Source organism: Streptomyces sp. LaPpAH-108 (assembly GCF_000373625.1).
GTDB lineage: Bacteria > Actinomycetota > Actinomycetes > Streptomycetales > Streptomycetaceae > Streptomyces.
The window spans coordinates 303,065-329,074 of sequence record NZ_KB891994.1; the positions used below are offsets into that span (position 1 = coordinate 303,065).

The 26,010-nt window shown below is 71.9% G+C and carries 26 protein-coding genes; 9 read left to right on the forward strand and 17 right to left on the reverse strand.

Features of this window, described 5'->3' with window-relative positions; genetic code table 11:
- Window positions 1–29: 29 nt before the first annotated feature.
- The 6 genes from B079_RS0117050 to B079_RS0117075 form a co-directional block, all read right to left on the reverse strand.
- Window positions 30–611: a hypothetical protein gene (locus tag B079_RS0117050; protein ID WP_018547050.1), complete on the reverse strand. Its 582-nt coding sequence runs from the start codon at window positions 609–611 to the stop codon at window positions 30–32.
- Window positions 608–1,753 carry an ROK family glucokinase gene (locus B079_RS0117055; RefSeq protein ID WP_018547051.1) on the reverse strand — a complete coding sequence of 382 codons (1,146 nt, stop codon included), beginning with the start codon at window positions 1,751–1,753 and terminating at the stop codon, window positions 608–610. The genes B079_RS0117050 and B079_RS0117055 overlap by 4 nt, the downstream gene beginning before the upstream one ends.
- A gap of 98 nt (window positions 1,754–1,851) precedes the next feature.
- Window positions 1,852–2,643: an ATP-binding cassette domain-containing protein gene (locus tag B079_RS0117060; protein ID WP_018547052.1), complete on the reverse strand. Its 792-nt coding sequence runs from the start codon at window positions 2,641–2,643 to the stop codon at window positions 1,852–1,854.
- Complete coding sequence (locus B079_RS0117065) at window positions 2,640–3,707, reverse strand: ABC transporter permease (RefSeq protein ID WP_018547053.1); 1,068 nt, start codon at window positions 3,705–3,707, stop codon at window positions 2,640–2,642. The genes B079_RS0117060 and B079_RS0117065 overlap by 4 nt, the downstream gene beginning before the upstream one ends.
- Window positions 3,704–4,720, reverse strand: coding sequence for a sugar ABC transporter substrate-binding protein (locus B079_RS0117070; protein WP_026248784.1), 1,017 nt, complete (start codon window positions 4,718–4,720; stop codon window positions 3,704–3,706). The genes B079_RS0117065 and B079_RS0117070 overlap by 4 nt, the downstream gene beginning before the upstream one ends.
- Before the next feature lie 233 nt (window positions 4,721–4,953).
- Complete coding sequence (locus B079_RS0117075) at window positions 4,954–5,691, reverse strand: GntR family transcriptional regulator (protein ID WP_086022388.1); 738 nt, start codon at window positions 5,689–5,691, stop codon at window positions 4,954–4,956.
- A gap of 129 nt (window positions 5,692–5,820) precedes the next feature.
- Between B079_RS0117075 and B079_RS0117080 the strand changes: the two genes are divergently transcribed.
- Window positions 5,821–6,861 carry a Gfo/Idh/MocA family oxidoreductase gene (locus tag B079_RS0117080; RefSeq protein ID WP_018547056.1) on the forward strand — a complete coding sequence of 347 codons (1,041 nt, stop codon included), beginning with the start codon at window positions 5,821–5,823 and terminating at the stop codon, window positions 6,859–6,861.
- 82 nt (window positions 6,862–6,943) lie between these two features.
- On the opposite strand, the gene B079_RS0117085 is transcribed toward B079_RS0117080, so the two are convergent.
- From B079_RS0117085 to B079_RS0117100, 4 genes are all read right to left on the reverse strand, one after another.
- The gene (locus tag B079_RS0117085; protein ID WP_018547057.1) at window positions 6,944–7,405 is read right to left on the reverse strand and encodes a hypothetical protein; all 462 of its coding nucleotides are present in this window, start codon (window positions 7,403–7,405) and stop codon (window positions 6,944–6,946) included.
- A gap of 114 nt (window positions 7,406–7,519) precedes the next feature.
- Window positions 7,520–7,915: a ribonuclease domain-containing protein gene (locus B079_RS0117090; protein ID WP_018547058.1), complete on the reverse strand. Its 396-nt coding sequence runs from the start codon at window positions 7,913–7,915 to the stop codon at window positions 7,520–7,522.
- A 141-nt stretch (window positions 7,916–8,056) separates the two neighbouring features.
- The gene (locus B079_RS0117095; RefSeq protein WP_018547059.1) at window positions 8,057–8,683 is read right to left on the reverse strand and encodes a dihydrofolate reductase family protein; all 627 of its coding nucleotides are present in this window, start codon (window positions 8,681–8,683) and stop codon (window positions 8,057–8,059) included.
- Window positions 8,684–8,829: 146 nt separating this feature from the next.
- Entirely contained in the window at window positions 8,830–9,642 is an 813-nt protein-coding gene (locus tag B079_RS0117100) for a helix-turn-helix transcriptional regulator (protein ID WP_018547060.1), read from the reverse strand.
- Between the two features lie 167 nt (window positions 9,643–9,809).
- On the opposite strand from B079_RS0117100, the gene B079_RS0117105 reads away from it, so the two are divergent.
- Both B079_RS0117105 and B079_RS0117110 read left to right on the forward strand, forming a co-directional pair.
- Entirely contained in the window at window positions 9,810–10,547 is a 738-nt protein-coding gene (locus tag B079_RS0117105) for an SDR family oxidoreductase (protein ID WP_018547061.1), read from the forward strand.
- A 165-nt stretch (window positions 10,548–10,712) separates the two neighbouring features.
- A complete protein-coding gene (locus B079_RS0117110) occupies window positions 10,713–11,237 on the forward strand; it encodes a nuclear transport factor 2 family protein (protein WP_234016806.1) in 525 nt (174 codons plus the stop codon).
- A 133-nt stretch (window positions 11,238–11,370) separates the two neighbouring features.
- On the opposite strand, the gene B079_RS0117115 is transcribed toward B079_RS0117110, so the two are convergent.
- Entirely contained in the window at window positions 11,371–12,819 is a 1,449-nt protein-coding gene (locus B079_RS0117115) for an MDR family MFS transporter (protein WP_018547063.1), read from the reverse strand.
- 137 nt (window positions 12,820–12,956) lie between these two features.
- On the opposite strand from B079_RS0117115, the gene B079_RS0117120 reads away from it, so the two are divergent.
- The gene (locus tag B079_RS0117120; RefSeq protein WP_026248785.1) at window positions 12,957–13,604 is read left to right on the forward strand and encodes a TetR/AcrR family transcriptional regulator; all 648 of its coding nucleotides are present in this window, start codon (window positions 12,957–12,959) and stop codon (window positions 13,602–13,604) included.
- 37 nt (window positions 13,605–13,641) lie between these two features.
- Here the strand turns inward: B079_RS0117120 and alc are convergent, their stop codons facing one another.
- Complete coding sequence (gene alc, locus B079_RS0117125; RefSeq protein WP_051095172.1) at window positions 13,642–14,790, reverse strand: allantoicase; 1,149 nt, start codon at window positions 14,788–14,790, stop codon at window positions 13,642–13,644.
- Window positions 14,787–16,118 (reverse strand): allantoinase AllB, encoded by a 1,332-nt coding sequence (gene allB, locus B079_RS0117130; RefSeq protein ID WP_018547066.1) that lies wholly within the window; start codon window positions 16,116–16,118, stop codon window positions 14,787–14,789. The genes alc and allB overlap by 4 nt, the downstream gene beginning before the upstream one ends.
- 186 nt (window positions 16,119–16,304) lie before the next feature.
- On the opposite strand from allB, the gene B079_RS0117135 reads away from it, so the two are divergent.
- Both B079_RS0117135 and aceB read left to right on the forward strand, forming a co-directional pair.
- Window positions 16,305–16,916 (forward strand): nucleotidyltransferase family protein, encoded by a 612-nt coding sequence (locus B079_RS0117135; protein WP_018547067.1) that lies wholly within the window; start codon window positions 16,305–16,307, stop codon window positions 16,914–16,916.
- 149 nt (window positions 16,917–17,065) lie between these two features.
- The gene (gene aceB, locus B079_RS0117140; protein WP_018547068.1) at window positions 17,066–18,691 is read left to right on the forward strand and encodes a malate synthase A; all 1,626 of its coding nucleotides are present in this window, start codon (window positions 17,066–17,068) and stop codon (window positions 18,689–18,691) included.
- Here aceB and B079_RS0117145 read toward each other — a convergent pair.
- From B079_RS0117145 to B079_RS0117155, 3 genes are read right to left on the reverse strand one after another with little or no spacing between them, the layout of a single operon-like run.
- The gene (locus B079_RS0117145) at window positions 18,681–18,980 is read right to left on the reverse strand and encodes a SelT/SelW/SelH family protein (RefSeq protein ID WP_018547069.1); all 300 of its coding nucleotides are present in this window, start codon (window positions 18,978–18,980) and stop codon (window positions 18,681–18,683) included. The genes aceB and B079_RS0117145 overlap by 11 nt on opposite strands.
- Before the next feature lie 28 nt (window positions 18,981–19,008).
- Entirely contained in the window at window positions 19,009–19,923 is a 915-nt protein-coding gene (locus B079_RS0117150) for a HipA family kinase (RefSeq protein WP_018547070.1), read from the reverse strand.
- A gap of 15 nt (window positions 19,924–19,938) precedes the next feature.
- Complete coding sequence (locus B079_RS0117155; RefSeq protein ID WP_037801637.1) at window positions 19,939–21,465, reverse strand: IucA/IucC family protein; 1,527 nt, start codon at window positions 21,463–21,465, stop codon at window positions 19,939–19,941.
- Window positions 21,466–21,637: 172 nt separating this feature from the next.
- Between B079_RS0117155 and B079_RS0117160 the strand changes: the two genes are divergently transcribed.
- Genes B079_RS0117160 through B079_RS0117170 form a run of 3 tightly spaced genes read left to right on the forward strand, consistent with a single transcriptional unit; the run spans window position 21,638 to window position 25,230 of the window.
- A complete protein-coding gene (locus B079_RS0117160; RefSeq protein ID WP_018547072.1) occupies window positions 21,638–23,152 on the forward strand; it encodes an IucA/IucC family protein in 1,515 nt (504 codons plus the stop codon).
- Window positions 23,153–23,161: 9 nt separating this feature from the next.
- A complete protein-coding gene (locus B079_RS0117165; RefSeq protein WP_026248786.1) occupies window positions 23,162–24,430 on the forward strand; it encodes a VWA domain-containing protein in 1,269 nt (422 codons plus the stop codon).
- The gene (locus B079_RS0117170) at window positions 24,430–25,230 is read left to right on the forward strand and encodes a hypothetical protein (RefSeq protein ID WP_018547074.1); all 801 of its coding nucleotides are present in this window, start codon (window positions 24,430–24,432) and stop codon (window positions 25,228–25,230) included. The genes B079_RS0117165 and B079_RS0117170 overlap by 1 nt, the downstream gene beginning before the upstream one ends.
- Window positions 25,231–25,320: 90 nt before the next feature.
- On the opposite strand, the gene B079_RS0117175 is transcribed toward B079_RS0117170, so the two are convergent.
- Window positions 25,321–25,959: a winged helix-turn-helix transcriptional regulator gene (locus tag B079_RS0117175; protein ID WP_018547075.1), complete on the reverse strand. Its 639-nt coding sequence runs from the start codon at window positions 25,957–25,959 to the stop codon at window positions 25,321–25,323.
- Window positions 25,960–26,010 lie beyond the last annotated feature (51 nt).

Below are 26,010 nucleotides of genomic sequence, written 5' to 3' on the forward strand. Positions count from 1 at the left end.
ACCGGCTCACGGCACCGGCCGGGGCCCGGTCACGGCACCGTGCGGGAGACCGCGTAGACCATCGGGTACTGCGGGTCGGAGAGGTTCACGACCACGTCCTGGGTGGGGGCCGGGTTCTTCTGGGCGCGGGTCAGGCCGACCCAGGGGCCGGGGCCCGCGAAGTTCCAGCCGGAGACCTTGCGGTCGCGGGCGCCGATGGTGAGGTCGCCCTTCTTCAGCTCGTCGCGGCGCAGGCCCATGGTGGCGAGGAAGCTGTCCAGGCCCGCGTCGTTGGTGCGGAACTGCACGTAGAGACGGCTGGTCTTCCAGTTGTTGGTCTCGTAGTAGGCGAGGTAGTCGGCGGGGCGCGGGACGGCGACCTGGTAGAGACGGCGCTGCACCTTGGAGGGCCAGCCCGGGGTGAGGCCGGTGGCCGAGTACTTCGCCTCCTTGTCCTTGCCGCTGTCGCGGCTCTGGTTCGCGGAGATCACCAGATAGCCCGCAGGTACGCCGATGAGCAGCACGATGATCAGCAGCGTGAGCGCGCGGCGGCGGATGCGGTGGCCGGGGTTCTCGGCGGGGGCGTGCGGGGTGTCTGGGGACGCCGCCTGGTGCGGCAGCGAGGTGGTCATGCGGTGTCCCGGTCCCGGCGGCCCTGGACGTACCGCTCGTAGCGTTCGTGCCGCTCGACGCGGCGGCGCTTGGCGCGGCGGAAGCGGCGGGCGACCAGGCGGGCGAGGTCGGCGGCGCCCACCATGCCGGCCTCGGGGCCGAGCTGGGCGCGGGCGATGCGGGCCTCGGGGCGGTAGCCGCGCCCGGTGAGCTGGCGCTTGAAGGCGTCCCGGGCGGGGCCGATCAGCAGGTCGTCGGCGGCGCTGACGCCACCGCCGATGACGAAGCAGGAGGGGTCGAGGGCGGCGGCGAGGTTGGCGATGCCGACGCCGAGCCACTGCCCGATGTCCTGCAGCAGCTCGATGCACATCGCGTCGCCCTCGCGGGCCAGCTCCGTGATCATGGGCCCGGAGATGTCGCCGATCTGGCCCTTGACGTGCTCGATGATGCCGTAGGCGACGGGCGAGTCGGCGGCGGCCAGCTCCTTGGCCTCGCGCACGAGCGCGTTGCCGGAGCTGTACTGCTCCCAGCAGCCCCGGTTGCCGCAGGGGCAGCGGTGTCCGCCGGGCACGACCTGCATATGGCCGAACTCGCCCGCGACGCCGAACTTGCCGCGCTTGACCTGGCCGTCCTCCAGGATGGCGCCGCCGATGCCGGTGCCGAGGGTGATCATGACGAGGTGGTCCTCGCCGCGTCCGGCGCCGAAGCGCCACTCGGCCCAGGCGGCGGTGTTGGCGTCGTTGTCCACCAGGACGGGCACCGAGAGGCGGCCGGAGAGGCGGTCGCGCAGCGGTTCGTTGCGCCAGGACAGGTGGGGGGCGAAGAGCACCCGGTTGCGGTCGGCGTCGACCCAGCCGGCCGCGCCGATGCCGACGGCGTGCACGTCGTGCCGGTCGGAGAGGTCCAGGACCAGTTCGACGATGGTGTCCTCGACGACCTGGGGGCTCTTGGACTTGTCCGGGGTCTCCGTGCGGAGCTTCTCCAGGATGTTGCCGTCGGCGTCCACGACGCCCGCCATGACCTTGGTGCCGCCGATGTCGATGCCGACGGTGGGCACGCGGGGAGCCGTCAGAAGGGAACGGCGTTCCCGGGTGCCGACGGTCCGCAGTACGGGCGCTCGGCGGGAACCGATGGGGGCCGTGAGGTCGCGGTAGGTGCTCATCGTCGTCGATTCTGCCTCAACGGGCGAGTACGTGGTGTCAACGCGGGATAAGGGAGCGCGCGCGACCATGGACGCCGCGGGCGCGCTCCCGGCCGCCGTCAGCCGCGCCGGAGTTCGTGCACCAGGGCGTCGAGGTCGGCGCCGCCCGCCATCTGCTTGGTCAGCTCGTCCAGGGTGATCTCGTCACGTGTGTGATTGCCCACCATGGTGCCGCGCCGCAGCAGTACGAACCGGTCGCCGACCAGGTACGCGTGGTGCGGGTTGTGGGTGATCAGCACAACGCCCAGGCCCTCGTCGCGGGCTGCGGCCACATATTTGAGGACCACACCGGACTGCTTGACGCCCAGTGCGGCGGTCGGCTCGTCCAGGACGAGAACCTTGGCGCCGAAGTGGACGGCGCGGGCGATGGCGACGCACTGGCGCTCGCCGCCGGACAGGGTGCCGATGGGCTGGTCCACGTCACGCAGGTCGATGCCCATGCGCAGCAGTTCGGCGCGGGTGGTGCGGCGCATGTGCTCGATGTCCAGGCGGCGGAAGGGGCCCCGGCCCTTGCGCGGCTCGGAGCCGAGGAAGAAGTTCCGCCAGACCGGCATCAGGGAGACGACGGCGAGGTCCTGGTAGACGGTGGCGATGCCCCGGTCCAGAGCGTCACGCGGGGAGGTGAGCCGGGTCTCCTCGCCCTCGATGCTCAGGGTGCCGCCGTCGTGGCGGTGCAGTCCCGCGATCATCTTGATCAGGGTGGACTTGCCCGCGCCGTTGTCGCCGAGGACGCAGGTGATCTCCCCGGCGTGGACCTCCAGGGAGACGCCCTCCAGGGCGCGGACGTTGCCGTAGTGCTTGCTGACGTCGGTCAGCTCGACGAGCGGCACGCGCTCTTCGGTCACGGTCATTTCGTGGCCTCCGCACGCTTGCGGACCCAGGTGTTGAGCAGGGTCGCGAGGAGGAGCATCGCTCCGAGGAAGAACTTGAACCAGTCGGGGTTCCACTCGGCGAAGACGATGCCCTTGCTGGTCATGCCGAACAGGAGCGCGCCGACCGCCGAGCCGACCGCGCTGCCGTAGCCGCCGGTGATCAGACAGCCGCCGATGACGGCCGCGATGATGTAGATCAGCTCGTTGCCGACGCCCTCGCCGGACTGGACGGCGTCGAAGGAGAAGAGCAGGTGCTGGCCGGAGATCCAGGCGCCGAAGGCGACGCCCATGTACAGGCCGATCTTGGTCCTGGCGACGGGCACGCCGACCGCGCGGGCCGCGTCCGCGTTGCCGCCGACGGCGAAGATCCAGTTGCCGACGCGGGTGCGCAGCAGCACCCAGGAGGCGACGGCGACCAGGGCGAGCCACCACAGGATGGTCACCTTGAAGTCGACGCCGCCGATCGTGAGCGTCGAGGCGAAGAGGGCGTGGGCGCTGGGGAAGCCCTCCATGTCGCCGATGCTCTTGGTGGAGACCGTGCCGTCGATCAGCTTGGTGAAGCCGAGGTTCATGCCGGTCAGCATCAGGAAGGTGCCGAGCGTGACGATGAAGCTGGGCAGCTTGGTGCGCGTCAGCATGAAGCCGTTGAAGGCGCCGATCGCGAGCGTGACCAGCAGGGAGACGCCCGCGCCGACCCAGACGTTGGCCGTCATCTGATAGCTGAACATCGAGGAGATCAGCGCGGACGACGTCACCATGACGCCCGCCGACAGGTCGAACTCGCCGCCGATCATCAGCAGGGCCACGGGCACCGCCATGATGCCGATGGTCGAGGAGGCGTAGAGGACGGTGCTGAGGCTCGCCGCGTGCAGGAAGCCGTCGGCGACGAAGGCGAAGAACACGAAGACGGCGAGGGCGCCGACGACCGAGCCCAGCTCGGGACGGGCCAGCAGCTTGCGCAGCGGGGAGGTCCGCAGCAGGCGTTCGTCGGCGGACGGCCCGTCGGGGCCGGGCGGCGCGGCGATGCCGGTGGTCGTACTCATCGGGTGCCCCGCTGGGTGTACTCGGCGAGCGCGCCGGCCTGGTCCTTGGTGATGATCTGCGGTCCGGTCAGGACGGGCTTGCCGCCGCCGAGCATGTCGCCGTTGTACTTGTACAGCCACAGCAGGTCGATCGCCTCGTAGCCCTGGAGGTAGGGCTGCTGGTCGACGGCGAAGCCGAGGGTGCCGTCCTTCAGCTCGGCGGCGACCTTGGCGTTGAGGTCGAAGGTGTCGATCTCGGCCTTGCTGCCCGCGTCCTGCTTGGCCTTGGCGGCGGTGTCGGCGTAGGGGGCGCCCAGGGTGACGACGGCGTCCAGGGACTTGTCGGCCTGGAGCTTGGCCTCGATCGCGGACTGCACGTCGGGCATGTTGGTGCCGTTGACGTAGAGCTTCTGCACGCGGCCGTGGAAGGTCTTGGCGACACCGTCGCAGCGCTGCTCGTGGCCGACGTTGCCCTGCTCGTGCAGGATGCACAGGGCCTTCTTGCGGCCGCGCTTGTTCAGCTCGTCGCCGACGGCCTCACCGGCGATGGTCTCGTCCTGGCCGACGTGGGTGAGGGCGCCGAACTTCTTGGAGTCGGCGGACCCGGAGTTCACCGTGACGACCGGGATGCCGGCCTTCTCGGCGCGGGCGACCGCGGCCTTGAGCGCGGCGGGCTTGGCGAGGGTGACGATGATGCCGTCGACCTTCTTGTCCACGGCGGCGTCGACCAGCTGCGCCTGCTGCTGGGCCTCGTCGTCGTGCGAGTACAGGAAGTTGATGTTGTCCTTGATCGCGGCCTGCTTGGCGCCGCTCTGCACGATGTCCCAGAAGGTGTCGCCGTCTCCGGAGTGGGTGATCATCGCGAAGGTCCAGCGGGGGGTGTTCACCGCCGACCTGCCCTGGGCCGCCGCTGCCTTGCGGGCGTCCTCGGCGCGCTTGCCGCCGGTGCTGCTACAAGCGGCGAGCGACAGACAGGCGATCACACCGAGCGCCCCTGCCATCGTCCTGCCCACCCGGGTCCGAAACCGTGCCACGAGGCCGTGCCCTTCTTGCTGCGTAACTAGACCGTGCTCCAACGTGCGAGAGGGGCGGGCGAGCACTCCGTCGGTTCGTCCCGGCGGTGCCGTCACCTGCCCCAAACACTTCAGTATCGAACATACGGAACACTCGTTACATGCCCGGGGCACCCATTACGGTCACTTTGTCCGGACATCCGGACATGCGAAGGGGCGGATCGAGGGCACCTCAGGACGGGCTCGGGGCCGCCTCAGGACCGTACGAGGAGCTGGAATTCGAAGGAGTAGCGGGCCGGACGGTAGACATGGTCGCCGTACTCGACGGCCCGGCCGGTGTCGTCGTACGTGGCGCGTCTCATGGTGAGCAGGGGGGCGCCCTCGGCCTCGGTGAGCCGTTCGGCCTCGGCGGGGGTGGCGCCGCGCGCGCCGATGGACTGGCGGGCGCTGTGCAGGGTGATCCCGGCCGCGCGCATCATCCGGTACAGGCCGGTGGCCTCCAAGCGGCCGGTGTCGAGGTCGAGCAGGCCGGGCGGCAGATGGTTGACGAGGTACGCCATCGGCTCGCCGTGCGCGAGGCGCAGCCGCTCGACGCGGTGCACGTCGCTGCCCTCGGGCAGGCCGAGCGCGGCGGCGACCTCGGTGGACGCGGGCACCATGGTGTTGACGAGCACCTTGGTGGCGGGGCGCTGTCCGGCCGCCTCCAGGTCGTCGTAGAGGCTGCTCAGCTCCAGCGGGCGTTTGACCTGGCTGTGCACGACCTGGGTGCCGACGCCCCGGCGGCGCACCAGGAGCCCCTTGTCGACCAGGGACTGGATGGCCTGGCGGACGGTGGGCCGGGACAGACCGAGCCGCGCGGCCAGCTCGATCTCGTTGCCGAGCAGGCTGCCCGGGGTGAGCGCGCCGCGCTCGATGGCGGCCTCCAGCTGCTGGGAGAGCTGGAAGTACAACGGGACCGGGGAGCCGCGGTCCACGCGGAGGGCGAGCGCCACGGTCGGGTCCACATCTGGTTTCGGCACGGGCCCGAGCGTAGTCCGGTGCCCGGTTGACGGGAAGTCGTGAAGTCCGATTGTCCGGACATACTGATTGACAAGTACAGGACGGCCCTCCACTTTGTTTCCATGCGCATCGGGGTCATCGGTACGGGCCGCATCGGCACCATCCACGCGAACACGCTCAGCCGCCACAGGGAGGTCGGATCGCTCATCCTGACGGACTCGAATCCGTTACGGGCACAGGAGTTGGCACACCGTCTGGGCGAGACGGCGGCGCCCGGGGTGGACGAGGTCTTCCAGTGGGGCGTGGACGCTGTGGTGATCACCACGGCGACGTCCGCGCACGCGGAGCTGATCGGGCGGGCGGCCCGCTCGGGTCTTCCGGTGTTCTGCGAGAAGCCGATCGCGCTCGACCTGCCGGGCACGCTGCACGCGCTCGCGGAGGTCGAGTCCGCCGGAACCGTGCTGCAGATGGGCTTCCAGCGGCGCTTCGACGCGGGGTACGTGGGCGCGCGCGAGGCGGTGCGCTCCGGCAGACTCGGGCGTCTGCACACCGTGCGGGCGCTCACCTCCGACCAGTCGCCGCCCCCGCCGGAGTGGCTGCCGCTGTCCGGCGGGCTGTTCCGGGACACCCTGATCCACGACTTCGACGTCCTGCGCTGGGTGACAGGGCGCGAGGTGACCGACGTCTACGCCAGCGGCTCCGACGCCGGGCCGCCGATGTTCCGCGCGGCCGGTGACGTGGACACCGGCGCGGCGGTCCTCACCCTGGACGACGGCACCCTCGCGACCGCGACGGCGACCCGGCTGAACGGCGCGGGCTACGACGTCCGCATGGAACTGGCCGGGGAACGGGACACCGTCGTGGTCGGCCTGGACGACCGCACCCCGGTCGCCTCCACCGAACCGACCGGCCCTCCCCCCTGCGACAAGCCGTGGGGCGGCTTCTTCGAGCGCTTCGGCTCCGCCTACGAGGCGGAACTGCGCGCCTTCGTGGACGTCGTCCGAGGCGAACTCCCCAACCCCTGCGACGGCCGCGAGGCCCTCCATGCCCTGCGCATCGCGGAGGCGTGCGAGACGTCGCGCCGCGAGCGGCGTGCGGTGGCACTGGCGGAGGTCCCGGACCGGCTGGGGACGCCTTATGAAGGGGACGCGCTCAGGGTGTAGGGGCGGCCTCTTCTCGTCGTCGGTGCGGCGATTCCGGTCGCCGCACCGACGACCACGGGGCTCCGCCAGCACACGCCCCGCTTCACCCCCCGGCGAGGACCACGCGCCAGACCGCCAGCAGCGACACCGACGCCGCGACGGGAATGACCCACCGACGGGCGATCGGACGGTACGTGAGGTTCTTGCGGCTGCGCCTCGCCCGCACCGCGTCGGCCGCGGAGAACAGGCACAACGCGGGGAACACGGCGAACGAGACGCCGAAGAGGTGATCGAGGAACATCCCCGACACGATCCCGAGCGCCGCCAGGAAGGCCCAGTGAGCCGCCGAGAGGGAGAACATGTCGTACGCCTCCCCGGCATCACACTCACCCCGCTGAGACCGCCGCAACCAGGACGTCAGATCCGCCTGGAAGCTCGCCGACCGCCTCCCCTTGGCGGAGTTCTTGAGAACGAGCCGGTACAGCACCTGCCCAAGAGCGACGGGCGCGGCTTCCACCTCTCCGGCACAGCGGTCGAACACACCTCTGGCGTCCTTGCCGGGCATCGGCCCGCTCTCCTCTCGCGGCGAGGTTCCCTACGGCGGGCGAGCGGTCACGGACCCGCCCAGCGACCCCTGGTGTGGGGGGAAGGGTCGCTGGGCGGGTCGTGTGGGGGTGGGTCAGCAGCCGAAGTCGATCAGATCGAACGTGGCGTAGTGGTCGGAGGTGTAGTAGTCCTCCTCGTACGCCTGGCCGGTGACGATGCGTCGGGCGCCGCGGGTGGACTCGCCCGGGGTCTTGACGGTGTACTCGTGGTAGTAGCCGTTGGACTGGCTGGGCAGGACGCCTTCACGGTTCTGGAAGACGACGCCGTCCTGCGAGTAGGGGAACGGGCCGCCCTGGTCGATGAGTTCCAGGGTGTCGTAGGCCTGCGAGGGCAGCGAGCCGTAGCAGATGCTGCCGACGGAGGCGGTGGCCGCGTCCGCCGTGCCGGTGGCGACCGTGCCGCCGACGAGGAGCGCGGAGAGCAGCGCGGCGGCGGCACCGATGCGAGACGTTCGTGGGGGGAATCTCATGCCCTCATGATGACGCGCGTAGACGTGGGCATGTCAATGCCAAAGATGTGGATTTTCCCGTCAGGTCCGATGAGTTCTCGCGGAGTTAACCTCCCGGGAGGGGGCCTTCCGGCCCCGTCCCACGCGTCGCGAGGCGGCGCCTCACGCCTCGTCGGGCAGCGCGAAACTGCCGTACTCGGGGTCGCCCGCCACGTCGTACGTCTGGAGGGAGACACCCGTGCTCGTGACGCGGCCCGCCGTGTGGCGGAAGCGGGTGGGGACGGCGCCCTCCGCGAAGAGGCGGCGGCCCGCGCCGAGGACGACCGGGAAGGTCGCGAGGTGGAGCGTGTCCAGGAGGCGGAGGTTGATCAGGGCGCGGACCAGGGCGCCGCTGCCGTGGATCTGGAGCTGCCCCTCGGTCCTCTCCTTGAGGGTGCGGACCTCCTTGGCCAGGTCGCCGGAGAGGACGGTGGTGCGGTTCCAGGACGGGTCCTGAAGGGTGGCGGAGACGACGTACTTGGGGAGGCCGTTGAGCTTCGCCGCGATCAGGTGGTCCGGGTCGGTCACGTGCGGCCAGTACGAGGCGAAGATGTCGTAGGTGTGACGGCCGAGCAGGAACGCCTCGGGCTTCTCGAAGACCCCGGTGATGAACTCGCCGAAGTCCGGGTCGGAGAACGGCACGGTCCAGCCGCCCTGGCCGAAGCCGCCGCTGGTGTCCTCTTCCGGGCCGCCGGGCCCCTGGTACACACCGTCCAGGCTGACGAAGACGGTGGAGACTAGCGTGGCCATGAGGTGCCTTCTTCCGCTGCGGGGTCCGTTGTCGGCGGGTGCCGCCGTGGTCAACGGTGCAGACCCCGGCCCGGCCCGCAACTCATCGGTCGGGCCCTCCAGTACCCGGCGGCCCCGCATGCCCCCGGTACGCGATCTGCCGCCGGTCAGGGCTGCGCTCCCGTCGGGGGTTCGCCGCTGTCGGCATAGACGACCAGCGTCTGTTCCGGTTGTTCGGCCAGGTGGAAAGCGGTGTACGCGTACTCGACCGCTCCCCGCTGCGGGTGCCGTAGCCGTTTCCGGCCGCTGTGCCGGGCCTGCACCTCGTACTGCGGCCACCAGTCCCGCACCTGTGGGCTGCCCTCGTTCAGCTCCTCGATCAGCCGGGTGTACCGCGCATCGCCGCAATGGCGTGCCGCCAGCGTCCGGAGCCGGCCGAGCAGGCCGCGCGCTTCGGGTTCCCAGTCGACCAGGACGTCCCGGGCCACCGGTTCGAGGAACACCCAGCGGGCGAAGTTGGCGGGCCGGTCCGCCCCGGTGACGAGCCCCGGGAACAGCTCGTGGGCCGCCTGGTTGTGACTGAGGACGTCATAGTTGCCGCCGATGATGTACGCCGGGTTCGGCTGGAGCAGCAGGGGGACGGCACCCGCCTCGGCCGTCAGCGGCTCGCGTTCCTCGGCCTCGGTCGCGGGCGTGTGACCGGCGAGCTGGAGAAGGTGATCGCGCTCGGGCCGGTCGAGCCGCAGCGCCACGGCGAGGGCGTTGAGCACCTGTTCGGAGGCGCGGATCTTTCGCCCCTGTTCCAGGTACGTGTACCAGGTGGCGCTGATCCCGGCCAGCAGTGCCAGCTCCTCCCGGCGAAGTCCCGGAGTCCGACGGCGGCCGGTTGGGGGCAGGCCCACCTCGCCGGGGGTCAGGCGCTCTCTCCGGCTGCGCAGGAATTCGCTCAGCTGACGGCGTTGGTCCGGCTGCGTGGACATGACGGATGGCACCCTCAGTTCCAGAATAAACACGGTCTGGATACCAGGCTAAGCCCCTCGCAGACTGGTGTGCGAGCACGGGCCGCGGCATGACCGACGGCCTCACACGGTCACACCGGCACCCGGCCCCGGCCCGGTGCCGGTTCCGATGAGGGAGAGGGCAACTCATGTCCGGAATCAAGGGCAAAGTGGTGGCGATCACGGGAGCCAGCAGCGGCATCGGTGAGGCGACGGCCCTGCTGCTCGCCGAACGCGGCGCGCGACTCGTCCTCGGCGCACGCCGGTCCGCACGCCTGACGGACCTGGTGGCCCGGATCGAGAAGGCGGGCGGCACGGCCGTGCGGATCCGCACCGACGTGACCCGACGGGACGACCTGCACGCCCTGGTCGCGCTGGCCGGTGAGCGCTTCGGCCGACTCGACGTACTCGTCAGCAGCGCCGGAGTCGGCACCATCTCGCCTCTCGACGATCTGCGCGTCGAGGAGTGGGACCACATGGTCGACGTCAATGTGAAGGGTGTGCTGCACGGGATCGGCGCCGCGCTGCCGGTGTTCCGGGCGCAGGGCACCGGCCACTTCATCACCATCGCCTCCACGGCCGCGTTGCGCATCGTGCCGACCATGGCTGTCTACGCCGGTACCAAGGTCGCGGTCCGGGCCATCTGCGAAGGACTGCGCCAGGAAGCCGGCGGCTCCCTGCGGGTGACCACCGTCTCGCCTGGCGCGACCGCGACCGACTTCGCCGAGGCGTCGACCAACTCCCGGGTCAGAGAAGAGATCACGAAGATGCGGGACGACATCGCGATCCCGCCCGACGCGATCGCCCGGGCCATCGCCTTCGCGATCGAACAGCCCGCCACGGTCGACGTGAACGACATCGTCGTCCGGCCCACCGCCCAGAGCTGACCTCCCCCGCCCTTCCGGATCACTTACGCGGACCGCCCGCTTCGCGGCCGACGCCGCGCCCCGGAACAGCAGGCCGTGGTGGCCCCGACAACACCCTGCGCCGTAGCGAGTTTCACCAAGAACGGTCAATGGATCATTCCCATCCGCCGGGAATTCCGTGGCATCATGAGCGGAAACTCGTCCGGCGGCCCGGAAAGGACCGACATGGCCTCCATGAACGACGATCTTCTTGCCACCATCGCGGCGGAGCGGGAGATCTACCGGACTTTCTACACGTTTTTCCGGCTGGTGGACACGGGCCGTTACGAACGGCTCGTCGACTGCTTCACCAAGGACGCCCTGATCGAGTACGACGTGATGCCCGGGCCCACCCAGCGCTTCCACGGCCGCGACGAATTCACCGCCTTCATGTCGGCGGGCAGCCGCCGACGGCGCGAGCCCACGGTCGCCCACGTCCTCGGCCAGACCCTCATCGAATGGACTGAAGGCCGCCCCCACCTGCAGGCTTACGCCACGGTCTGGCACTGGAACGCCACCCGCACCCCCGACGGCCGCCCCCGCCCCGCCGACTGGACCGTGGTCGGTCTCGTGGAGGACGACTTCGAACAGGAGGACGGCCGCTGGCTCATCAGCCGCCGTTACGTGGCGCCGGTGGCGGGGCTGGTCGCGGCGGGGACGGGGCCGATGTAGGTCCTTTTCCCACGCGTGAGCGCGGGCGGAGATCGGGACTTTCGAAAACTGTCACCGATGTATCCGAATTTCCGTCACCGGTGTTTCGAAATAAACGCTTCCCATGCCACCGAACAAATACACCCGGGCGATATCAGCCGCCCACAAAATCAGCAGGCTTCTCGGCGCCGGGCTCCTCAGCCACAGATCTCGCCACCACGCGCCCCGGGATGAACAGACTCGCCACGATCATCACGACCAGCGCCACCCCCACCGCCAGATACGCATGGCGGAACCCGGCCCCGGGATGCGCCGCGCCCGCGTTCTGCATCAGCAGCGCGACCACCGCGATGCCGATCGAGGCGCCGAGCTGGTTGAGCATGTAGAGCACCGAGCTGCCCTGCGGGACGAGTTGGGGTGGCAGCGTGCGGTAGACCGAGCCGATCACCGGGGCGCCCGCCGAGCCCGTGCCGATGCCGAGGGTGAAGGCGGCCAGGAGCGGCCACAGTTGCACGGTGTGCGCGTCGAACCGGCTGAACGCCAGCGAGCTGAGCAGGGCGATCGCCGCGCCGGTCAGGGCGAGGTTGCGGGAGCCCCAGCGGTCGGACAGGCGTCCCGCGAGCGGCATCACCAGGGCGGAGCCGACACCGAAGGGCGCCAGGCGCAGTCCGGACTCGAACACGCCGTAGCCGCGCACCTGTTGGTAGTACAGCGGGATCACGAAGATGCTCGCGAAGGTGGCGAGCCCCAGTACGGCCGCCGCGACGACGCTCGCGGTGAAGCCGCGCCGGGTGAAGAGCCTGAGGTCGATCAGCGGCGGGGTCGCGTGGGTGGGGAGCGCGTGGAGCGCATACCCGGCGAGCAGGACGACGGCGACGGCGAGCGGGAGCAGCACCTGCCCATGGGTGAGGGAGCCGCGCTGGGCGACCTCCGACAGCGCGAGCACGCCGGTCGCGACGCCGGGGCCGATCAGCGCGACGCCCAGGACGTCGAGGCGGCCGACCGAAGCGCGGCCCTCGGGCGGGTCGGCGGGCAGGGTGCGCCGGGCGAGGACGAAGGCGACGAGCACGATCGGCACGTTGACGAAGAACATCCAGCGCCAGTCCAGCCCTTGCAGGATGACGCCGCCGACGATCGGCCCGAGCACGGGCCCGGTCGAGCCGACGATGCCCATCACACCCATGACCCGGCCGATCAGGGCGGGTCCTGCGGCGCGGGCCAGCAGGGTGAGCATCAGCGGATCGAGGATCCCGGCGCCGACGCCCTGCACCACGCGGAAGAGGATGAGACTGCCGATGTTCCAGGCGAGCCCCGAGGCGACCGACCCGGCCAGGAACAGCACGAGGCCGGACAGCCACAGCCGCCTGCCGCCGACCCGCTCCACCGCCCACGCGGTGACGGGGATGGTCACGGTCAGCGCCAGGAGATAGCCGGTCGACACCCAGCCGGTCATGGTGAGCGAGGCGTCGAAGCGGGTGGCCAGGGTGTCCACGGCGACGGCGGTCATCGACCCGTCGAGGATGCCCATGATCCCGCCGATGAGGATCACACCGATCGTCCGCCGTAAGGCCGGGTCGAGCTTGTCGTCCAAGGGGGTGGTCATCGTCGTCTCCCGCCGGAGTCGGCTTGCTAAATGAACCTGCGGGTTCAATTTACCAACCTCGTGAGTAAAGAAACGGCCGAGTTCGGAAAACTGCACCGACGGGTACGGGCCGGGTCGTCGGCGGTTAGCCTGGACGCATGGCATCAGCAGCGGCGACGCAAGCGCGGACGGCCTCACGCGGTCGCATCGACAAGCGGCGGGCGATCCTCGACGCGGCTTTCGACGTGTTCGCGGAGCACGGTTACGCGAACGCGCTGGTGCAGGAGATCGCCGAGCGCGCGAAGGTCGCCAAGCCGACGGTCTACAACCACTTCACGGACAAGGAGACCCTGTTCCGGGAGACCCTGACGGCCGCGGCCGACGCGGTGATGGACCGCAACCTCGCGGTGCTCGACCGCATGCGCTCCCCGGGCGACGACCTGCGCGGAACCCTGAACGAGGTCGCGTACCAACTGGTGCGCTCCTGTTGCGACATCCGCTCCCGCTCACTGCGCCGACTGACCTATGCGCAGGTGACCCGCTTCCCCGATCTGATCGAGGCCGTCCAGGACCGCACCTCGGTGCGCATCGCCGAGGCCATGGCGGACCGGCTCGCCCGGCTCACCCTCTCCGGCCGTCTGCGCCCCTGTGAACCCGCCCTCGCCGCCGAGCAGTTGCTCGCCCTGATCACCGGCCCGCTGGAGATCCGCTCCCGCCTCGGCACCCGCAAGCCGGGCACGGCGGAGATGCGGGCGCTGGCGGAGGCGGCCGTGGACACGTTCCTGCGGGCCTACGCGGCGGAGTGACCGCCCCGGGCGGCGGCGGGTGATACGGCCGGTCTGCTCAGCCGCCCGACTCCCGGTGCCGCGCCGCGAGTTGCGACGCGCCCGCCTCCGTGAGCGAGCCGTACAGACGGAGCCGGGAGATGCCGCCGTCCGGATAGATGTCCACCCGCGCGTGCGTCCCGACGGCCGGGGCCGGGAGGACGAAGCGGTGGCGGGTGTCGGGCTGGAGGCGGGTACGGGGCAGGATCTCCGTCCAGTCCTCGTCCTCGCCCTTGCCGTCCCGTACCGACACCGACGCCCACCCCGCGCTGTTGCCCTTCAGATACGCCGTGTCGATCTCGATCGCCCGGATCTCCGACTGGGCGGCGAGGCGATAGGTGATCCAGTCGTGGCCCCGGTCGCGCCGTCGCCGTGTCTCCCAGCCCTCGTCCATACGGCGTGAGGTGCCCGGCAGGATGGTGTGGGCGGCCGGGGAGTAGAAGCGGTCGGAGGCGTCCTCGGCGCGCCCTCCGTTCTCCAGCGCGACCACGTCGAAGGTGCCGAGCGCGGCGAGCCAGGACGGGTCCGGGACGACCTCGCCGTACACCCGCAGCCGCGCGATCCCGCCGTCGGGGTGCTGGCTGAGGCGCAGGTGGGTGAAGCGCTGCCGGGCCGACACCGTGAAGCCGTTGGCCGCGTGGCCGCCGACGGGGGTGCGCGGGACGAGCGTCGTCCACTTCACGTCGTCGCCGACGAGCTGGTGCGGTGACGGGGTGCCGGGCACCGAGGCGGCCTCGACGGAGACGGCTTCGGGGTGGTTGCCCCGGAAGTGGGCGGTGTCGACGACGATCCCCCGGATCACCCCGGGCGCGCCGAGGCGGATCAGCGCCCAGTCGTGGTCCTCGGCGGTGGGCCACGGGTGCCCGGCGTCCGTGCCGCGCCGCCGCCGGGTCTCCCAGCCGTCCATCACCTTGCCCTTGTGGCCGAACCGTTCGGGGTCGAAGACGGCCCGGCCGGGCGTGAGCAGGTTCTCCCGCTCGGCGAAGAACTCGTCGTTCGCGGCGACGACCCCCGCGCCGAGCCGCCGGTCGGCGAGGTCGGCGTACGTCGTGAAGGCGAAGTCGGCGGTGCGGTAGTCGGCGTAGGGGTCGCCGCCGCCGAACGGGGCTGCGGGGCCGGTGAATCGGGGCTCCGTCACGGGGTTCCTCTCGCTCGGGCGGGGGTTCATCGGGTACGGGTGAGGAGGCGTCCCCTGGGTTCGGTGAACTCCCCGTCCGCGTACACCCGTTCGCCGCGCAGCCAGGTCGACTTGACGACACCGTGCAGCGTTCTGCCCGCGTACGCGGTGACCGGGTTGCGGTGCTGGAGCCGGGCCGGGTCGACGGTGAAGGTCTCCTCGGGGGCCAGGACGGCGAAGTCGGCGTCGCGGCCGGGTGCGATGGCGCCCTTGCGGTCGAGACCGGCCAGGGCGGCGGTCCGCACGGACATCCAACGGACCACGTCCGTAAGGTCGTGGCCTCGGCGGCGCGCCTCGGTCCATACCGCCGGAAGGCTCAGCTGGAGGCCGGAGATGCCGCCCCAGGCGGTCGCGAAGTCCGGCGTCTTGAGGTCGGCGGTGGACGGCGAGTGGTCGGTCACCACGCAGTCGATCGTGCCGTCCGCGAGCGCCTGCCAGAGCAGGTCCTGGTTGGCGGCCTCGCGGATGGGCGGGCAGCACTTGAACTCGCTGGCTCCGTCCGGGACTTCCTCGGCGGTGAGGGTGAGGTAGTGCGGGCAGGTCTCCACGGTGAGCCGGACGCCCTCGGTCTCGGCGGCGGCGATCAGCGGGAGCGCGGCGGCGGAGGAGAGGTGGAGGACGTGGATCCGGGCGTCCAAGCGCCGGGCTTGCTCGATCAGTTGGGCGATGGCCTCGGTCTCGGCGGCGTGCGGGCGGGAGGCGAGGAAGCCCGCGTACGCGGTCCCGGCGGGGGCGTCGGCGAGCCGGGCCGGGTCCTCGGCATGCACGATCAGCAGACCGTCGAATCCGGCGATCTCCGCGAGCGAGCGGGCCAGTTGCTCCCGCTCCAGATGCGGGAACTCGTCCACGCCGGACGGCGACAGGAACGCCTTGAACCCGAAGACGCCCGCCTCGTGCAGCGGACGCAGATCCTTGACGTTGCCGGGCAGCGCGCCGCCCCAGAAGCCGACGTCGATGTGCGTACGGCCTTGCGCGGCGGCCCGTTTGACGTCCAGGTGGGCCGTGGTGGTGGTCGGGGGGAGGGAGTTGAGCGGCATGTCCACGAGCGTGGTGATGCCCCCGGCCGCCGCCGCGCGCGTGGCGGTGCGGAAGCCCTCCCACTCGGCCCGGCCGGGGTCGTTGACGTGCACATGCGTGTCGACCAGGCCGGGCAGCAGCGCGTGATCGCCCAGCTCCTCCAGCCGGGTCGCGTCCGGCAGCGGCGTGTCGTACGGCAGCACCGCGGTGACGGTCCCGGCGGCGACGGTGACCGTGGCGGCCCGCGTCCCCTCCGGTGTGACGACGCGCGTCGAACGCAGCGCCAGCTCGGCGTCGGACACCCGGACCCCTCTCGGCCGTCGACCAGGCGGTTCACATTCCGGAAACGGGATTTACGCCCATGTAACGGAATTCAACGTTCTGTTGAAGGAGTCTTCACGGCGGGCGGTGCGCCGTCAAGGGTGCGCGGGTGTGGCGGAGGTGGCGGGTGCGGAGCATGATTCCCGGCTGCCGGGTATGCAGCACCCATGACACCGACCTCGCAGACCCCTCGCGGCGACCTCGCCGGGCTGCTCCTCGCCGCTGGCGGCGGCAGCCGGCTCGGCGGGCACCCCAAGGCGCTGCTGCCCTACCGGGGGCGCCTCCTGGTCGAGCACGCGGCCGGAGTCCTGCGCGCCGCCGGATGCGCCCGGGTCCACGTGGTCCTGGGCGCGCAAGCGGCCGAGGTCCGCGAGCGCGCCCGGCTCGACGGCTGCGTCCTCGTCGACAACCCCGACTGGCCCGACGGCATGGGCTCCTCCCTGCGCGCCGGACTCCGCTCCCTCGCGGGTACGGGCGCCCGCGGCGCCCTGGTGAGCCTGGTCGACCAGCCGGGTATCGGTCCGACGGCAGCCGCCCGGGTCCTGGCCGCGTTCGAGGACGAGCGCTCCCTCGCTTCGGCGGCCTACGACGGCGTACGCGGCCACCCGGTCCTGCTCGGCTCCGTCCACTGGCCCGGCGTCGCCGCGACCGCCACCGGCGACCGGGGCGCACGGGCCTATCTGCGGGAGCACGCGGCGGACCTGCGGCTGGTGGAGTGCGGGGACGTGGCGGAGGCGTACGACATCGACACGGAGGCCGATCTGAAGCGGCTGGAGTGACCCGCGCGCGGCGGGTGCCGCCCCGCCGAAGATCCGCCCCCCGTTGAGGTTCCCCCGGGAAAAACCTACGATCCGCTTCTCGGAAGCGACCGTCCGTGCAGCGACCGTGCCTGCAGATGACCGTCCATGCAGTGAGGAAGTGACCGCTCATGTCCGCACCCGCGTCGTCCCCGCCCACGGTCGTGGACGCCCCGTCGCTGCCCCGGCAGGAGGAGGTGCTGACCGACGAGGCGCTGGCGTTTCTCGGGGAGCTGCACCGGCGTTTCACGCCCCGGCGGAACGAGCTGCTGCCCCGCCGGGCCCGGCGGCGGGAGGAGATCGCGCGGACGGGCACGCTGGACTTCCTGCCGGAGACGGCGGACGTGCGCGCGGACGCGTCCTGGCGGGTCGCCCCGGCGCCGCCCGCCCTGGAGGACCGGCGGGTGGAGATCACCGGTCCCACCGACCGCCGGATGACGGTGAACGCGCTGAACTCGGGCGCCCGGATCTGGCTGGCCGACTTCGAGGACGCCTCGGCGCCCACGTGGGAGAACGTGGTCCTCGGCCAGCTCAACCTGAGGGACGCCTACGCGCGCCGCGTGGACTTCACGGACGAGCGCACCGGGAAGTCGTACGCGCTGCGCCCGGACGAGGAGCTGGCGACCGTCGTGATGCGCCCGCGCGGCTGGCATCTGGACGAGCGGCATCTGGTCGGCGCCGACGGCACCCCGCTGCCCGGGGCGCTCGTGGACTTCGGGCTGTACTTCTTCCACAACACCCGGCGGCTGCTCGATCTCGGCAAGGGGCCGTACTTCTATCTGCCGAAGACCGAGTCGCATCTCGAAGCCCGGCTGTGGAACGACGTGTTCGTGTTCGCGCAGGAGTATCTGGGCGTCCCGCGCGGCACCGTACGGGCCACCGTGCTGATCGAGACGATCACGGCCGCGTTCGAGATGGAGGAGATCCTTTACGAACTCCGCGAGCACGCCTCGGGGTTGAACGCGGGACGCTGGGACTATCTCTTCTCGATCATCAAGAACTTCCGTGACGCGGGGCCCGAGTTCGTGCTGCCGGACCGCAACGCGGTCACGATGACCGCGCCGTTCATGCGGGCGTACACCGAACTCCTCGTCCGTACCTGCCACCAGCGGGGTGCCCATGCGATCGGCGGGATGGCGGCGTTCATCCCGTCCCGCAAGGACGCGGAGGTCAACCGGGTCGCCTTCGAGAAGGTGCGCGCGGACAAGGACCGTGAGGCGGCGGACGGTTTCGACGGCTCCTGGGTAGCGCATCCGGACCTGGTGCCGATCGCCCTGGAGTCCTTCGACAAGGTGCTCGGCGACCGCCCGCACCAGAAGGACCGGCTGCGCGAGGACGTCCGGGTGACGGCGGCCGACCTGCTGGCGGTCGGGGCGCTGGAGGCGCGGCCGACGTACGACGGGCTGGTCAACGCCGTTCAGGTGGGCGTCCGTTACATCGAGGCGTGGCTGCGGGGCCTGGGCGCCGTGGCCATCTTCCATCTGATGGAGGACGCGGCCACGGCGGAGATCTCACGGTCGCAGATCTGGCAGTGGATCAACGCGGGCGTGGAGTTCGAGAACGGCGAGCGGGCCACGGCCGAGCTGGTGCGCTCGGTCGCGGCCGAGGAACTGACCGCCATCCGCGAGGAGTTGGGCGAGGAGGCGTTCGCCGCGGGCCGCTGGCAGGAGGCGCACGATCTCTTCCTCCAGGTGGCCCTGGACGCGGAGTACGCCGACTTCCTGACGCTGCCCGCCTACCGGCACCTCAGGGGCTGACCCCGGGCGCCGGGTCGCCTCCCTTGTCCGAGTGACCGAGGGAGCGGCCCGGGGCCACCCGGTCGCGGACCAGCCGCTTGACCGCCGTGGGCTCGGGGAAGCCCTGCTCGCGGCGGTCCCAGACCACCTCGTCGTCGACCCGGACGACGAAGACGCCGCCGGTGCCGGGCTTGAGCGACAGCTCGGTCAGCTCGCTCTCGAAGGTGGTGAGCAGTTCCTGCGCCAGCCAGGCCGCGCGGGGCAGCCAGCGGCACTGGGTGCAGTACTCGATCACGACACGATGGCTCATCGCGGCCCCCTCGTTGCAGACGCACCGCTCATTTCAGATGCACCGACCAGTCCTGTTCCGCCGCCGGTCTGCCGTGCAGATCGGGCACCGCCTTGAGCCAGTCCGGACGCCCCCGCTGGGTGCGTTCCGCGCGCGCGGCGTTCTCGGCCGCGATCTCCTCGCGGCTGGGGAACTCGGTGGGCAGCCACTGCTCGGACAGCCGGACCCGGTCGAGGAGGTAGTCGACATAGGCGGCGCGCACGTCGTCCGGGGTCGCGAAGCCCGCGTCCTCGGCGAGCCAGGCGTCCGGCACCTCGGCGACCACGCGGCGCAGCAGTTCCTCGGTCACCAGCGGGGCCAGTTCGGCGTCGGCGGCCCGTACGTCGGGGCCGTAGACGCCGAGGGCGTGGTGGCGGAAGTCGTACTTCTTGCCGGGCGCGGTGGTGTCCCAGCGGTGGTGGAAGACGAGGGCGGCGCCGTGGTCGATGAGCCACAGGCGCGGGGGCACGGTGCCGCGCGTGGGCCAGAGCATCAGGTTGGAGCTGTGGACGGTGCGGTCCACGTTGGCGGTGAGCGCGTCGAGCCAGACGATGCGGCCCGCCTCCAGCGGGTCCACGGGGAAGTCGCGGGCCAGCTCGGGGGTGAGGTCGACGGCGCCGGACAGATAGTCCATGCCGAGGTTGACGCCCGCGCTGGCGCCGTGCAGCTCACGCACCTCCTGGTGCGGCTCGTCGGCGGCGATGGCCGGGTCGAAGTGCACCAGGACCAGTTCGGGGAAGCGCAGCCCGAGCGCGCGGGCCAGCTCCCCGACGATCACCTCGGCGACCAGGGCCTTGTGTCCCTGGGCGGAGCCGGTGAACTTCACGACATAGGTCCCCAGGTCGTCGGCCTCGACGACTCCGGGCACGGAGCCGCCGGACCGCAACGGGGTCACGTATCGGACGGCGGTCACCTCGCGCAGCACACCGGCCAGCCTAGATCACCCGCCCGGGTGTCCGTCGGCCAGTGGGTTGGGCAGCGGCAGATAGCGGGCGTCCGCGCCGTCCGCGCCGGTCCACCGCAGCAGCAGATTGGTCTTGCCCGGCAGGCTGGGCGCCGTCAGCAGGGCCGGTATCTCGCGCAGCCCGTCCGGCAGCCCGTGGCGGGCCAGTTCGCGGCGGGCTGCGGGCCACGGGTCGAAGCCGGGGTGGTGTTCGGCGAGGGCGGCGGCGATCTCGATGAGGTTGTTGACGACCAGGCAGTACACCAGCCGCTCCCAGCCCGCCGCGCGGGAGACCTCCGGCAGGAGCTTCGCGCCCTCGGCGTCGCGGAAGAGCGCCTGGACGGGCGTACCACCGGCGTCCACGGCGACCAGGGTGTTCTGGAGATGGGCCTCCAGGACGACGCCGTGGGTGTCGAAGGCGGTGAGCGCGGGCGGCACGACCGCCCGCAGATAGGCCGCCCACCAGGCGTCGGGGTCGGACGCGGCGGCCAGCGGACTGCCGTCGAAGCCCTCCGCGAGCCCGGCGGCGAGCAGCGGGGTGGCGCCGGGCAGGACGTGGTCGCGCAGGCCGTCGCGGACGAGGACGGCCAGTTCCTCGAAGGCGAAGGCGGCGGTGCGGTAGCCCCGGTCGCTCAGCCAGGCGGCGGGGCCGCCCATGGCCGCGAAGGCGCCGGTGGCCGCCGCGTCGGTGCGGCCGAGCTGGGCCAGGTCGTGGCGCCACAGGCGGCGGATGTCGTTGGTGATGCGGACATCGAGGCTGAACTTCAGGAACAGATCGCGCCCGGGCTCGTACACCGTGCGGACGGCGGCCGTCGGCCACACCACGAACGGCGTCTCGCCGAGCCGGACAAGGCGCCCGTCCTCGAAGGCGGGGGCCAGTTCACGGGCGAGGAGGTCGAGCTGCCAGGGGTGGGCGGGCAGCAGCCGGTAGCCGGGCGGGGCGGTGCCGAGGGCGTCCAGGGCGCTGGTGTCGCCCTCCTCGGCCACCTGGTCCGCGCGGACGCCGAGCAGGGTCAGCGGGAAGCGGCCGTGGGCCTCGGGGGCGTAGCGCAGCCAGGCGGCGGCCGGACCGCCGCCGCGCGCCTTGGGGGCGGGGTGGTGGGGGTGGCCGGTGATCAGCGACTGTTCGGAGCGCAGATACGGGTCCTCGGGCGCGACGGTGCGGGCGCGGGCGGTGAGCAGCGCGGCGACCGTGTCCCGGCTGTCGATCATCTCGGCGGGCAGATCGCCCCCGGTCAGGCCGGTCTGCCGACGCAGCTCCTCCGCGACGAGTTTGACCAGCTCGGTGTGGCCGATGCGCTGCCATCGGTCCCCGGTGCGCACCTCGGGCTCCGCCGGGCGGCGGCCGGGGCGCACGCGCAGCAGCCGACCGGTGCCGGGCAGCCGGTGGACGGGCCGCTCGCCGGGGTCCGGGAGCGGCGTGGCGACCTCGCGCAGCAGGCAGTTGAGCAGCGGCGCCGCCGCGTAGGCGTCGGCACGCCGGCCGGCGTCGTCGGTGTGAGGGTGGAGGTCCACGCGATCCATTCGTTCGTGCTCGTCGGGCTCTTCGACCGTACTCGTGGGGCTTTTCGACGCCGGTGTCCTCACGCGGGCGGACCGCGCCGTCCGCCGGTTCGCGTCCGGGGGCCGGTCGCGTTCAGTATGGCTCGCGTAGCCGACAATCGTGCTCTGAGCTGCCCGTCCCCGAGGAGCCGACGTGTACCACTCTCCCACTGCCGAGGCCGAGATCGCCGAGGAGCTGGCCGCCGTACGGCCCGCCCTGCTCGGCCGGTACACGGCCGCGCTGCCGGGAGCCCGGGGGGCCGTCCTGACCCGGCTGTGGCGGGCGCTGGTCCACGAGCCGCTGCCCTGGATCACCGGACGCGCCACGGACGCCGAGGGACACACCCTGCGCCTGGCCGACGGCCGGACGCTGCGCGGCCCGTACTGCGACCCGTACGCGACCGGCGACCACGTCCGTGCGATACGGCTGGACCGGGAGCGCTACGACGACCCGGCGCGCCTGATGACCGACCTGGCGGTGCCGCACGCGGCGGCCTTCGCCGGTGAACTCGCGGGCAGCGTGGCCTCGCTGGCGCTCTCACGGGCGGACGCCGAGGTGTCGAAGGAGCGGCCCGGGCACGACTGGGAGTGGGAACAGCGCGTGGTGGACGGTCATCCGTACCACCCCAACTGCCGTTCCCGGCCCGGTTTCTCGGTGGCGGACCAGCTGGCGTACGGCCCGGAGCACCGGCCGGTGGTCTTGCTGGGGACGGTGGCCGTACCGGCGTCGGAGTGCCTGGTGTCGGGCGGCTGGCCCGAGGAACTGCGGGCCGGGGGCGATCTGTTGCTGCCGGTGCATCCCTGGCAGGCGGCGCATGTGCTGAAGCGGTCGGCCGAACCCTGGTGCGCCGCACGCCCGTTGATGGCGTTGCGCACGCTGGCGGTCCCGGGCGGCCCGCACGTGAAGACGGCGCTGAGCGCCCGGCTGACCTCCTCGGTGCGGGACATCTCGGTGTACTCGGTGCGGGCGTCGGCCACGCTCTCCTCGTTCGCGACGGAGCTGGCCGAGCGCACCGACGGTCTGCTGCACGTCACCCGCGCACTGGGCGCGGCCACCGCCCACTCCCCCGATCTGGCCGCGCAGTTGCGGGAGTCGCCGGAGCTGTACGCGGGTCCGGGCGAGCGGGTGGTGCCGGTGGCGGCGCTGGCCGCGACCGAACTGCCGCGCTCCGCCGAGTGGATGGCCGCCTTCACGCGGCTCGCGCTGACCATCGGGCTGCGGCTGCTGGACCTCGGGGTCGCGCTGGAGGCGCACGGGCAGAACCTGCTCGTGGTGCTCGCGGCGGACGACACCCCGCTGCGGCTGGTCTACCGCGATCTGGCGGACATCCGGATCAGCCCCGAGCGGCTGGCCCGGCATGGCATCACGCCGCCCGCGCTGACCGGGCGTCTGATTTCGGACGACGTCACGGTGTTGCGGCGCAAGCTGTTCGGCTCGCTGGTGGCGGGCGCGCTGGCCGCGACGGCCGGTTCGGGCCCGGCCCTGGCCGCCGCGCTGCGGGCCGCGTTGCCCGGACTGCCCCGTACGCCGGATCTGGCGGCGCTGTGCGAGGAGCCGCTGCCCGCCAAGGCGTTGACGCTGATGCGGCTGTCGCCCGAGACGCCGGGCGACCAATGGGCGGCGCTGCCACACCCATTCGTTTTGGAGCGGGGCGCGTCCGGTCAATAGGATCCGCCGATGATCAGAAGACATCGGCTGGCGACAGGCGTCTGCGCCCTGCTCGCGGCCCTGGGAGCCGGGATCGCGTTTCCCGGCGGAGCTGTGGCGGACGAGACAGAGCCACAGGCGGCTGCTCCGAAGGTCGAACTCGTCCTGGACGTCAGCGGGTCCATGCGGGCCCGGGACATCGACGGCGGCACCAGAATGGCCGCGGCGAAGCAGGCGTTCAACGAGGTTCTCGACGCGACGCCCAAGGAGGTGGAACTCGGCATCCGCACCCTGGGCGCCAACTACCGGGGCAACGACCGCAAGACCGGCTGCAAGGACACCGAACAGCTCTACCCGGTGGGCCCGTTGGACCGGACGGAGGCCAAGACGGCGGTGGCGACGCTCTCGCCGACCGGCTGGACCCCGATCGGCCCCGCGCTGCTGAAGGCCGCCGACGACCTCCAGGGCGGCGACGGCACCCGCCGCATCGTCCTGATCAGCGACGGCGAGGACACCTGCCAGCCGCTCGACCCGTGCGAGGTGGCCCGCGAGATAGCCGCCAAGGGCATCGGGCTCACCATCGACACCCTGGGCCTGGTGCCCGACGCCAAGACCCGTGACCAGCTCAGCTGCATCGCGGACGCCACCGGCGGCACCTACACCTCCGTCCGGCACAAGGAGGAACTGTCCGACCGTGTCGGCCAGTTGGTGGACCGCGCGGCCGACCCGGTGGTGACCCCGGTGGCCACCGACGGCGCCGCCTCCTGCGCCGCCGCCCCGACGCTGAAGTCCGGACTCTTCACCGACCGTGAGGAGTTCGGCCGCGAGCGCTGGTACAAGGTCGACGTGCGGCCCGGTCAGGAGCTGCGGGCCTCGGTGAGCGTCGCGGACGACCGCGCCGTCTCCCCGGACTACGGCGTGCTGCTGCGCGCGGTGACCGCGAAGGGCCGCGAGATCGTGCGCGGCGAGGCGGCCGGCCGGGGCCGCACGGACGTGATCTCCACGGGTCTGCGCTACGCCAAGCCGGACAGCGACGACGACACCGCGACCGCGGAGCCGGTGTGTCTCCAGGTCACCAACTCCTTCTCGGCGGCGCCGGGGGTGAAGACCACGCCGGGTCTGCCGCTTGAGCTGACGGTGGACGTGGTGGACGGTCCGTCCGCGGCCCATGACGTGGCCGCCTTCGGTCTCGGACGCGGCTGGTGGCTGCTGGGCGCGCTGGTGCTCACCGGCTTCGTCGCCGGTCTGCTGTGGGGCTGGCTGTCGCGCTGGCGGGTCGCGGTCTGGAGGACCAACTGATGCGTTTCACCCATGTGTTGAGTGTCGCCGCGCTGGCGCTCGGGCTCGCCGCCGCTCCGGCCGTGGCCGACTCCTCCCCGTCGCCGAGCGCGTCGTCCGACGCCAAGGCGCCCACCCAGGCGGGCACCTCGTTCCGTACGGCGGCGGAGATGGACCAGGGGCAGACGGCCACCGCGTCCGGCTCCACCGGTGACTACTTCTACTGGTCGTTCGCGGCGGACGCGGGCCAGCGCCCCACCGTGCGGGCGACGGTGAAGCTGCCGCAGGCCCACGCGGGCCAGACCTGGCAGATCGACGTCTATGACGGCCTGCGCCGCCGCCAGGCGTGCCAGTACGGCGCGGCGACGCGCACCGCCGCGCAGGACGCGCCCTCGGTCGAACTGGCCTGTGTGCTGCGCACGGTGCGGGCCTGGTCCGAGCCGTGGGCGAACGACCCGCTGCCGGGCACGTACTACGTCCGGCTGACGGTGCTGAACCTCTCCTCCGGCGACCTCGGCAAGCCGGTGAGCACCGAAGTGCGCGTCGGGTCCAAGGACATCGGCGGCGCGGCGGCGGTCGACGGTTCGCTGGCGAAGCCGCTCGTGCCGGGCATCGCGGTCAAGTCCCAGGCGGAGGACGACGGTTCGAAGTCGGCCGTGCTCTCCGGCATCGAGCCGGACGACGGCTGGTCCTCCAACTGGTGGTCCGACCGCTGGGTGTGGACCGCGATCGGCGGCGTGCTGGCCGCGCTCGCCGGTATCGGCGGGTACGCGCTGACGCGGGGCTCGGGACGGCCGTACCGGGTGCCGCCGGGCGCCTGAGCGGCGGCTGAAGTCAGTGGCCGTACACCCTAGTTGAAGCCCGTGGCCGAAGGCCCGCCCCCGAGGCGGGCCTTCGGTCGTTCCCAGGGCTCACTCCTCCCGGAGCGCCTTGCCCAGCGGGCTGTCGCCGGTCACGGTGATCCGCCCGGCCTGTATCCCCTCGGGAACCGTCAACTCGCCCCGGACGACGGCCGTACAGGTCCCCTCGTCCATCACGAGCCGCGCGTCCGCGCCGCCGGGCGCGGGTCCGTCGCCGTAGACCGGGCCGTCCTCGGCGCCGACGTACAGATGGAAGTTCCCTTCCTCCAGGCCGACTTCCAGCGTTCCGGGCCCGGTGTCCACCCCGCGCAGCGCGGTCAGCAGGGGCAGCGCGAACCAGTGCGCGCGGACGGCGTCGGTGGGGCGCCGCTCCTGCAGGCCGTCCCGGCCCCACTCCCCCAGCGCCTGGAGCACGGGCAGCAACCCACGTCCGCGCGGGGTGAGTTCATAGACGAAGGCCGCGCCGGGCGGCGGGAGGCGGCGCCGGGTGGCGAGGCCGTCGCGCTCCATGTCCTTGAGGCGGGAGGCGAGGACGTCGGTGCTCACCCCGGGGAGGTCGGCGTGCAGATCGGTGTAGCGGCGCGGACCGGCCAGCAGTTCCCGGACGATCAGCAGGGTCCAGCGGTCCCCGACGAGGTCGAGGGCGCGGGCCGCGGAGCAGTACTGGTCGTAGCGTCGGCGAGGTGGCATGGGACGCAGTCTAGACAGTTCGTTGGACTTTCCAAGCTCTCGCTTGGTAAA

Coding starts and splice junctions, on each gene's coding strand:
- B079_RS0117115 (WP_018547063.1), bottom strand. CDS start 12,819: ATGACCACCCCCTTGGACGACAAGCTCGACCCGGCCTTACGGCGGACG.
- B079_RS0117090 (WP_018547058.1), bottom strand. CDS start 7,915: ATGAGATTCCCCCCACGAACGTCTCGCATCGGTGCCGCCGCCGCGCTG.
- B079_RS0117100 (WP_018547060.1), bottom strand. CDS start 9,642: ATGTCCACGCAGCCGGACCAACGCCGTCAGCTGAGCGAATTCCTGCGC.
- B079_RS0117110 (WP_234016806.1), top strand. CDS start 10,713: ATGAGCGGAAACTCGTCCGGCGGCCCGGAAAGGACCGACATGGCCTCC.
- B079_RS0117080 (WP_018547056.1), top strand. CDS start 5,821: ATGCGCATCGGGGTCATCGGTACGGGCCGCATCGGCACCATCCACGCG.
- B079_RS0117050 (WP_018547050.1), bottom strand. CDS start 611: ATGACCACCTCGCTGCCGCACCAGGCGGCGTCCCCAGACACCCCGCAC.
- B079_RS0117155 (WP_037801637.1), bottom strand. CDS start 21,465: ATGGATCGCGTGGACCTCCACCCTCACACCGACGACGCCGGCCGGCGT.
- B079_RS0117145 (WP_018547069.1), bottom strand. CDS start 18,980: ATGAGCCATCGTGTCGTGATCGAGTACTGCACCCAGTGCCGCTGGCTG.
- B079_RS0117105 (WP_018547061.1), top strand. CDS start 9,810: ATGTCCGGAATCAAGGGCAAAGTGGTGGCGATCACGGGAGCCAGCAGC.
- alc (WP_051095172.1), bottom strand. CDS start 14,790: ATGAACCCCCGCCCGAGCGAGAGGAACCCCGTGACGGAGCCCCGATTC.
- B079_RS0117060 (WP_018547052.1), bottom strand. CDS start 2,643: ATGACCGTGACCGAAGAGCGCGTGCCGCTCGTCGAGCTGACCGACGTC.
- B079_RS0117175 (WP_018547075.1), bottom strand. CDS start 25,959: ATGCCACCTCGCCGACGCTACGACCAGTACTGCTCCGCGGCCCGCGCC.
- B079_RS0117055 (WP_018547051.1), bottom strand. CDS start 1,753: ATGAGCACCTACCGCGACCTCACGGCCCCCATCGGTTCCCGCCGAGCG.
- B079_RS0117095 (WP_018547059.1), bottom strand. CDS start 8,683: ATGGCCACGCTAGTCTCCACCGTCTTCGTCAGCCTGGACGGTGTGTAC.
- B079_RS0117120 (WP_026248785.1), top strand. CDS start 12,957: ATGGCATCAGCAGCGGCGACGCAAGCGCGGACGGCCTCACGCGGTCGC.
- B079_RS0117170 (WP_018547074.1), top strand. CDS start 24,430: ATGCGTTTCACCCATGTGTTGAGTGTCGCCGCGCTGGCGCTCGGGCTC.
- B079_RS0117135 (WP_018547067.1), top strand. CDS start 16,305: ATGACACCGACCTCGCAGACCCCTCGCGGCGACCTCGCCGGGCTGCTC.
- B079_RS0117065 (WP_018547053.1), bottom strand. CDS start 3,707: ATGAGTACGACCACCGGCATCGCCGCGCCGCCCGGCCCCGACGGGCCG.
- aceB (WP_018547068.1), top strand. CDS start 17,066: ATGTCCGCACCCGCGTCGTCCCCGCCCACGGTCGTGGACGCCCCGTCG.
- B079_RS0117165 (WP_026248786.1), top strand. CDS start 23,162: ATGATCAGAAGACATCGGCTGGCGACAGGCGTCTGCGCCCTGCTCGCG.
- B079_RS0117085 (WP_018547057.1), bottom strand. CDS start 7,405: ATGCCCGGCAAGGACGCCAGAGGTGTGTTCGACCGCTGTGCCGGAGAG.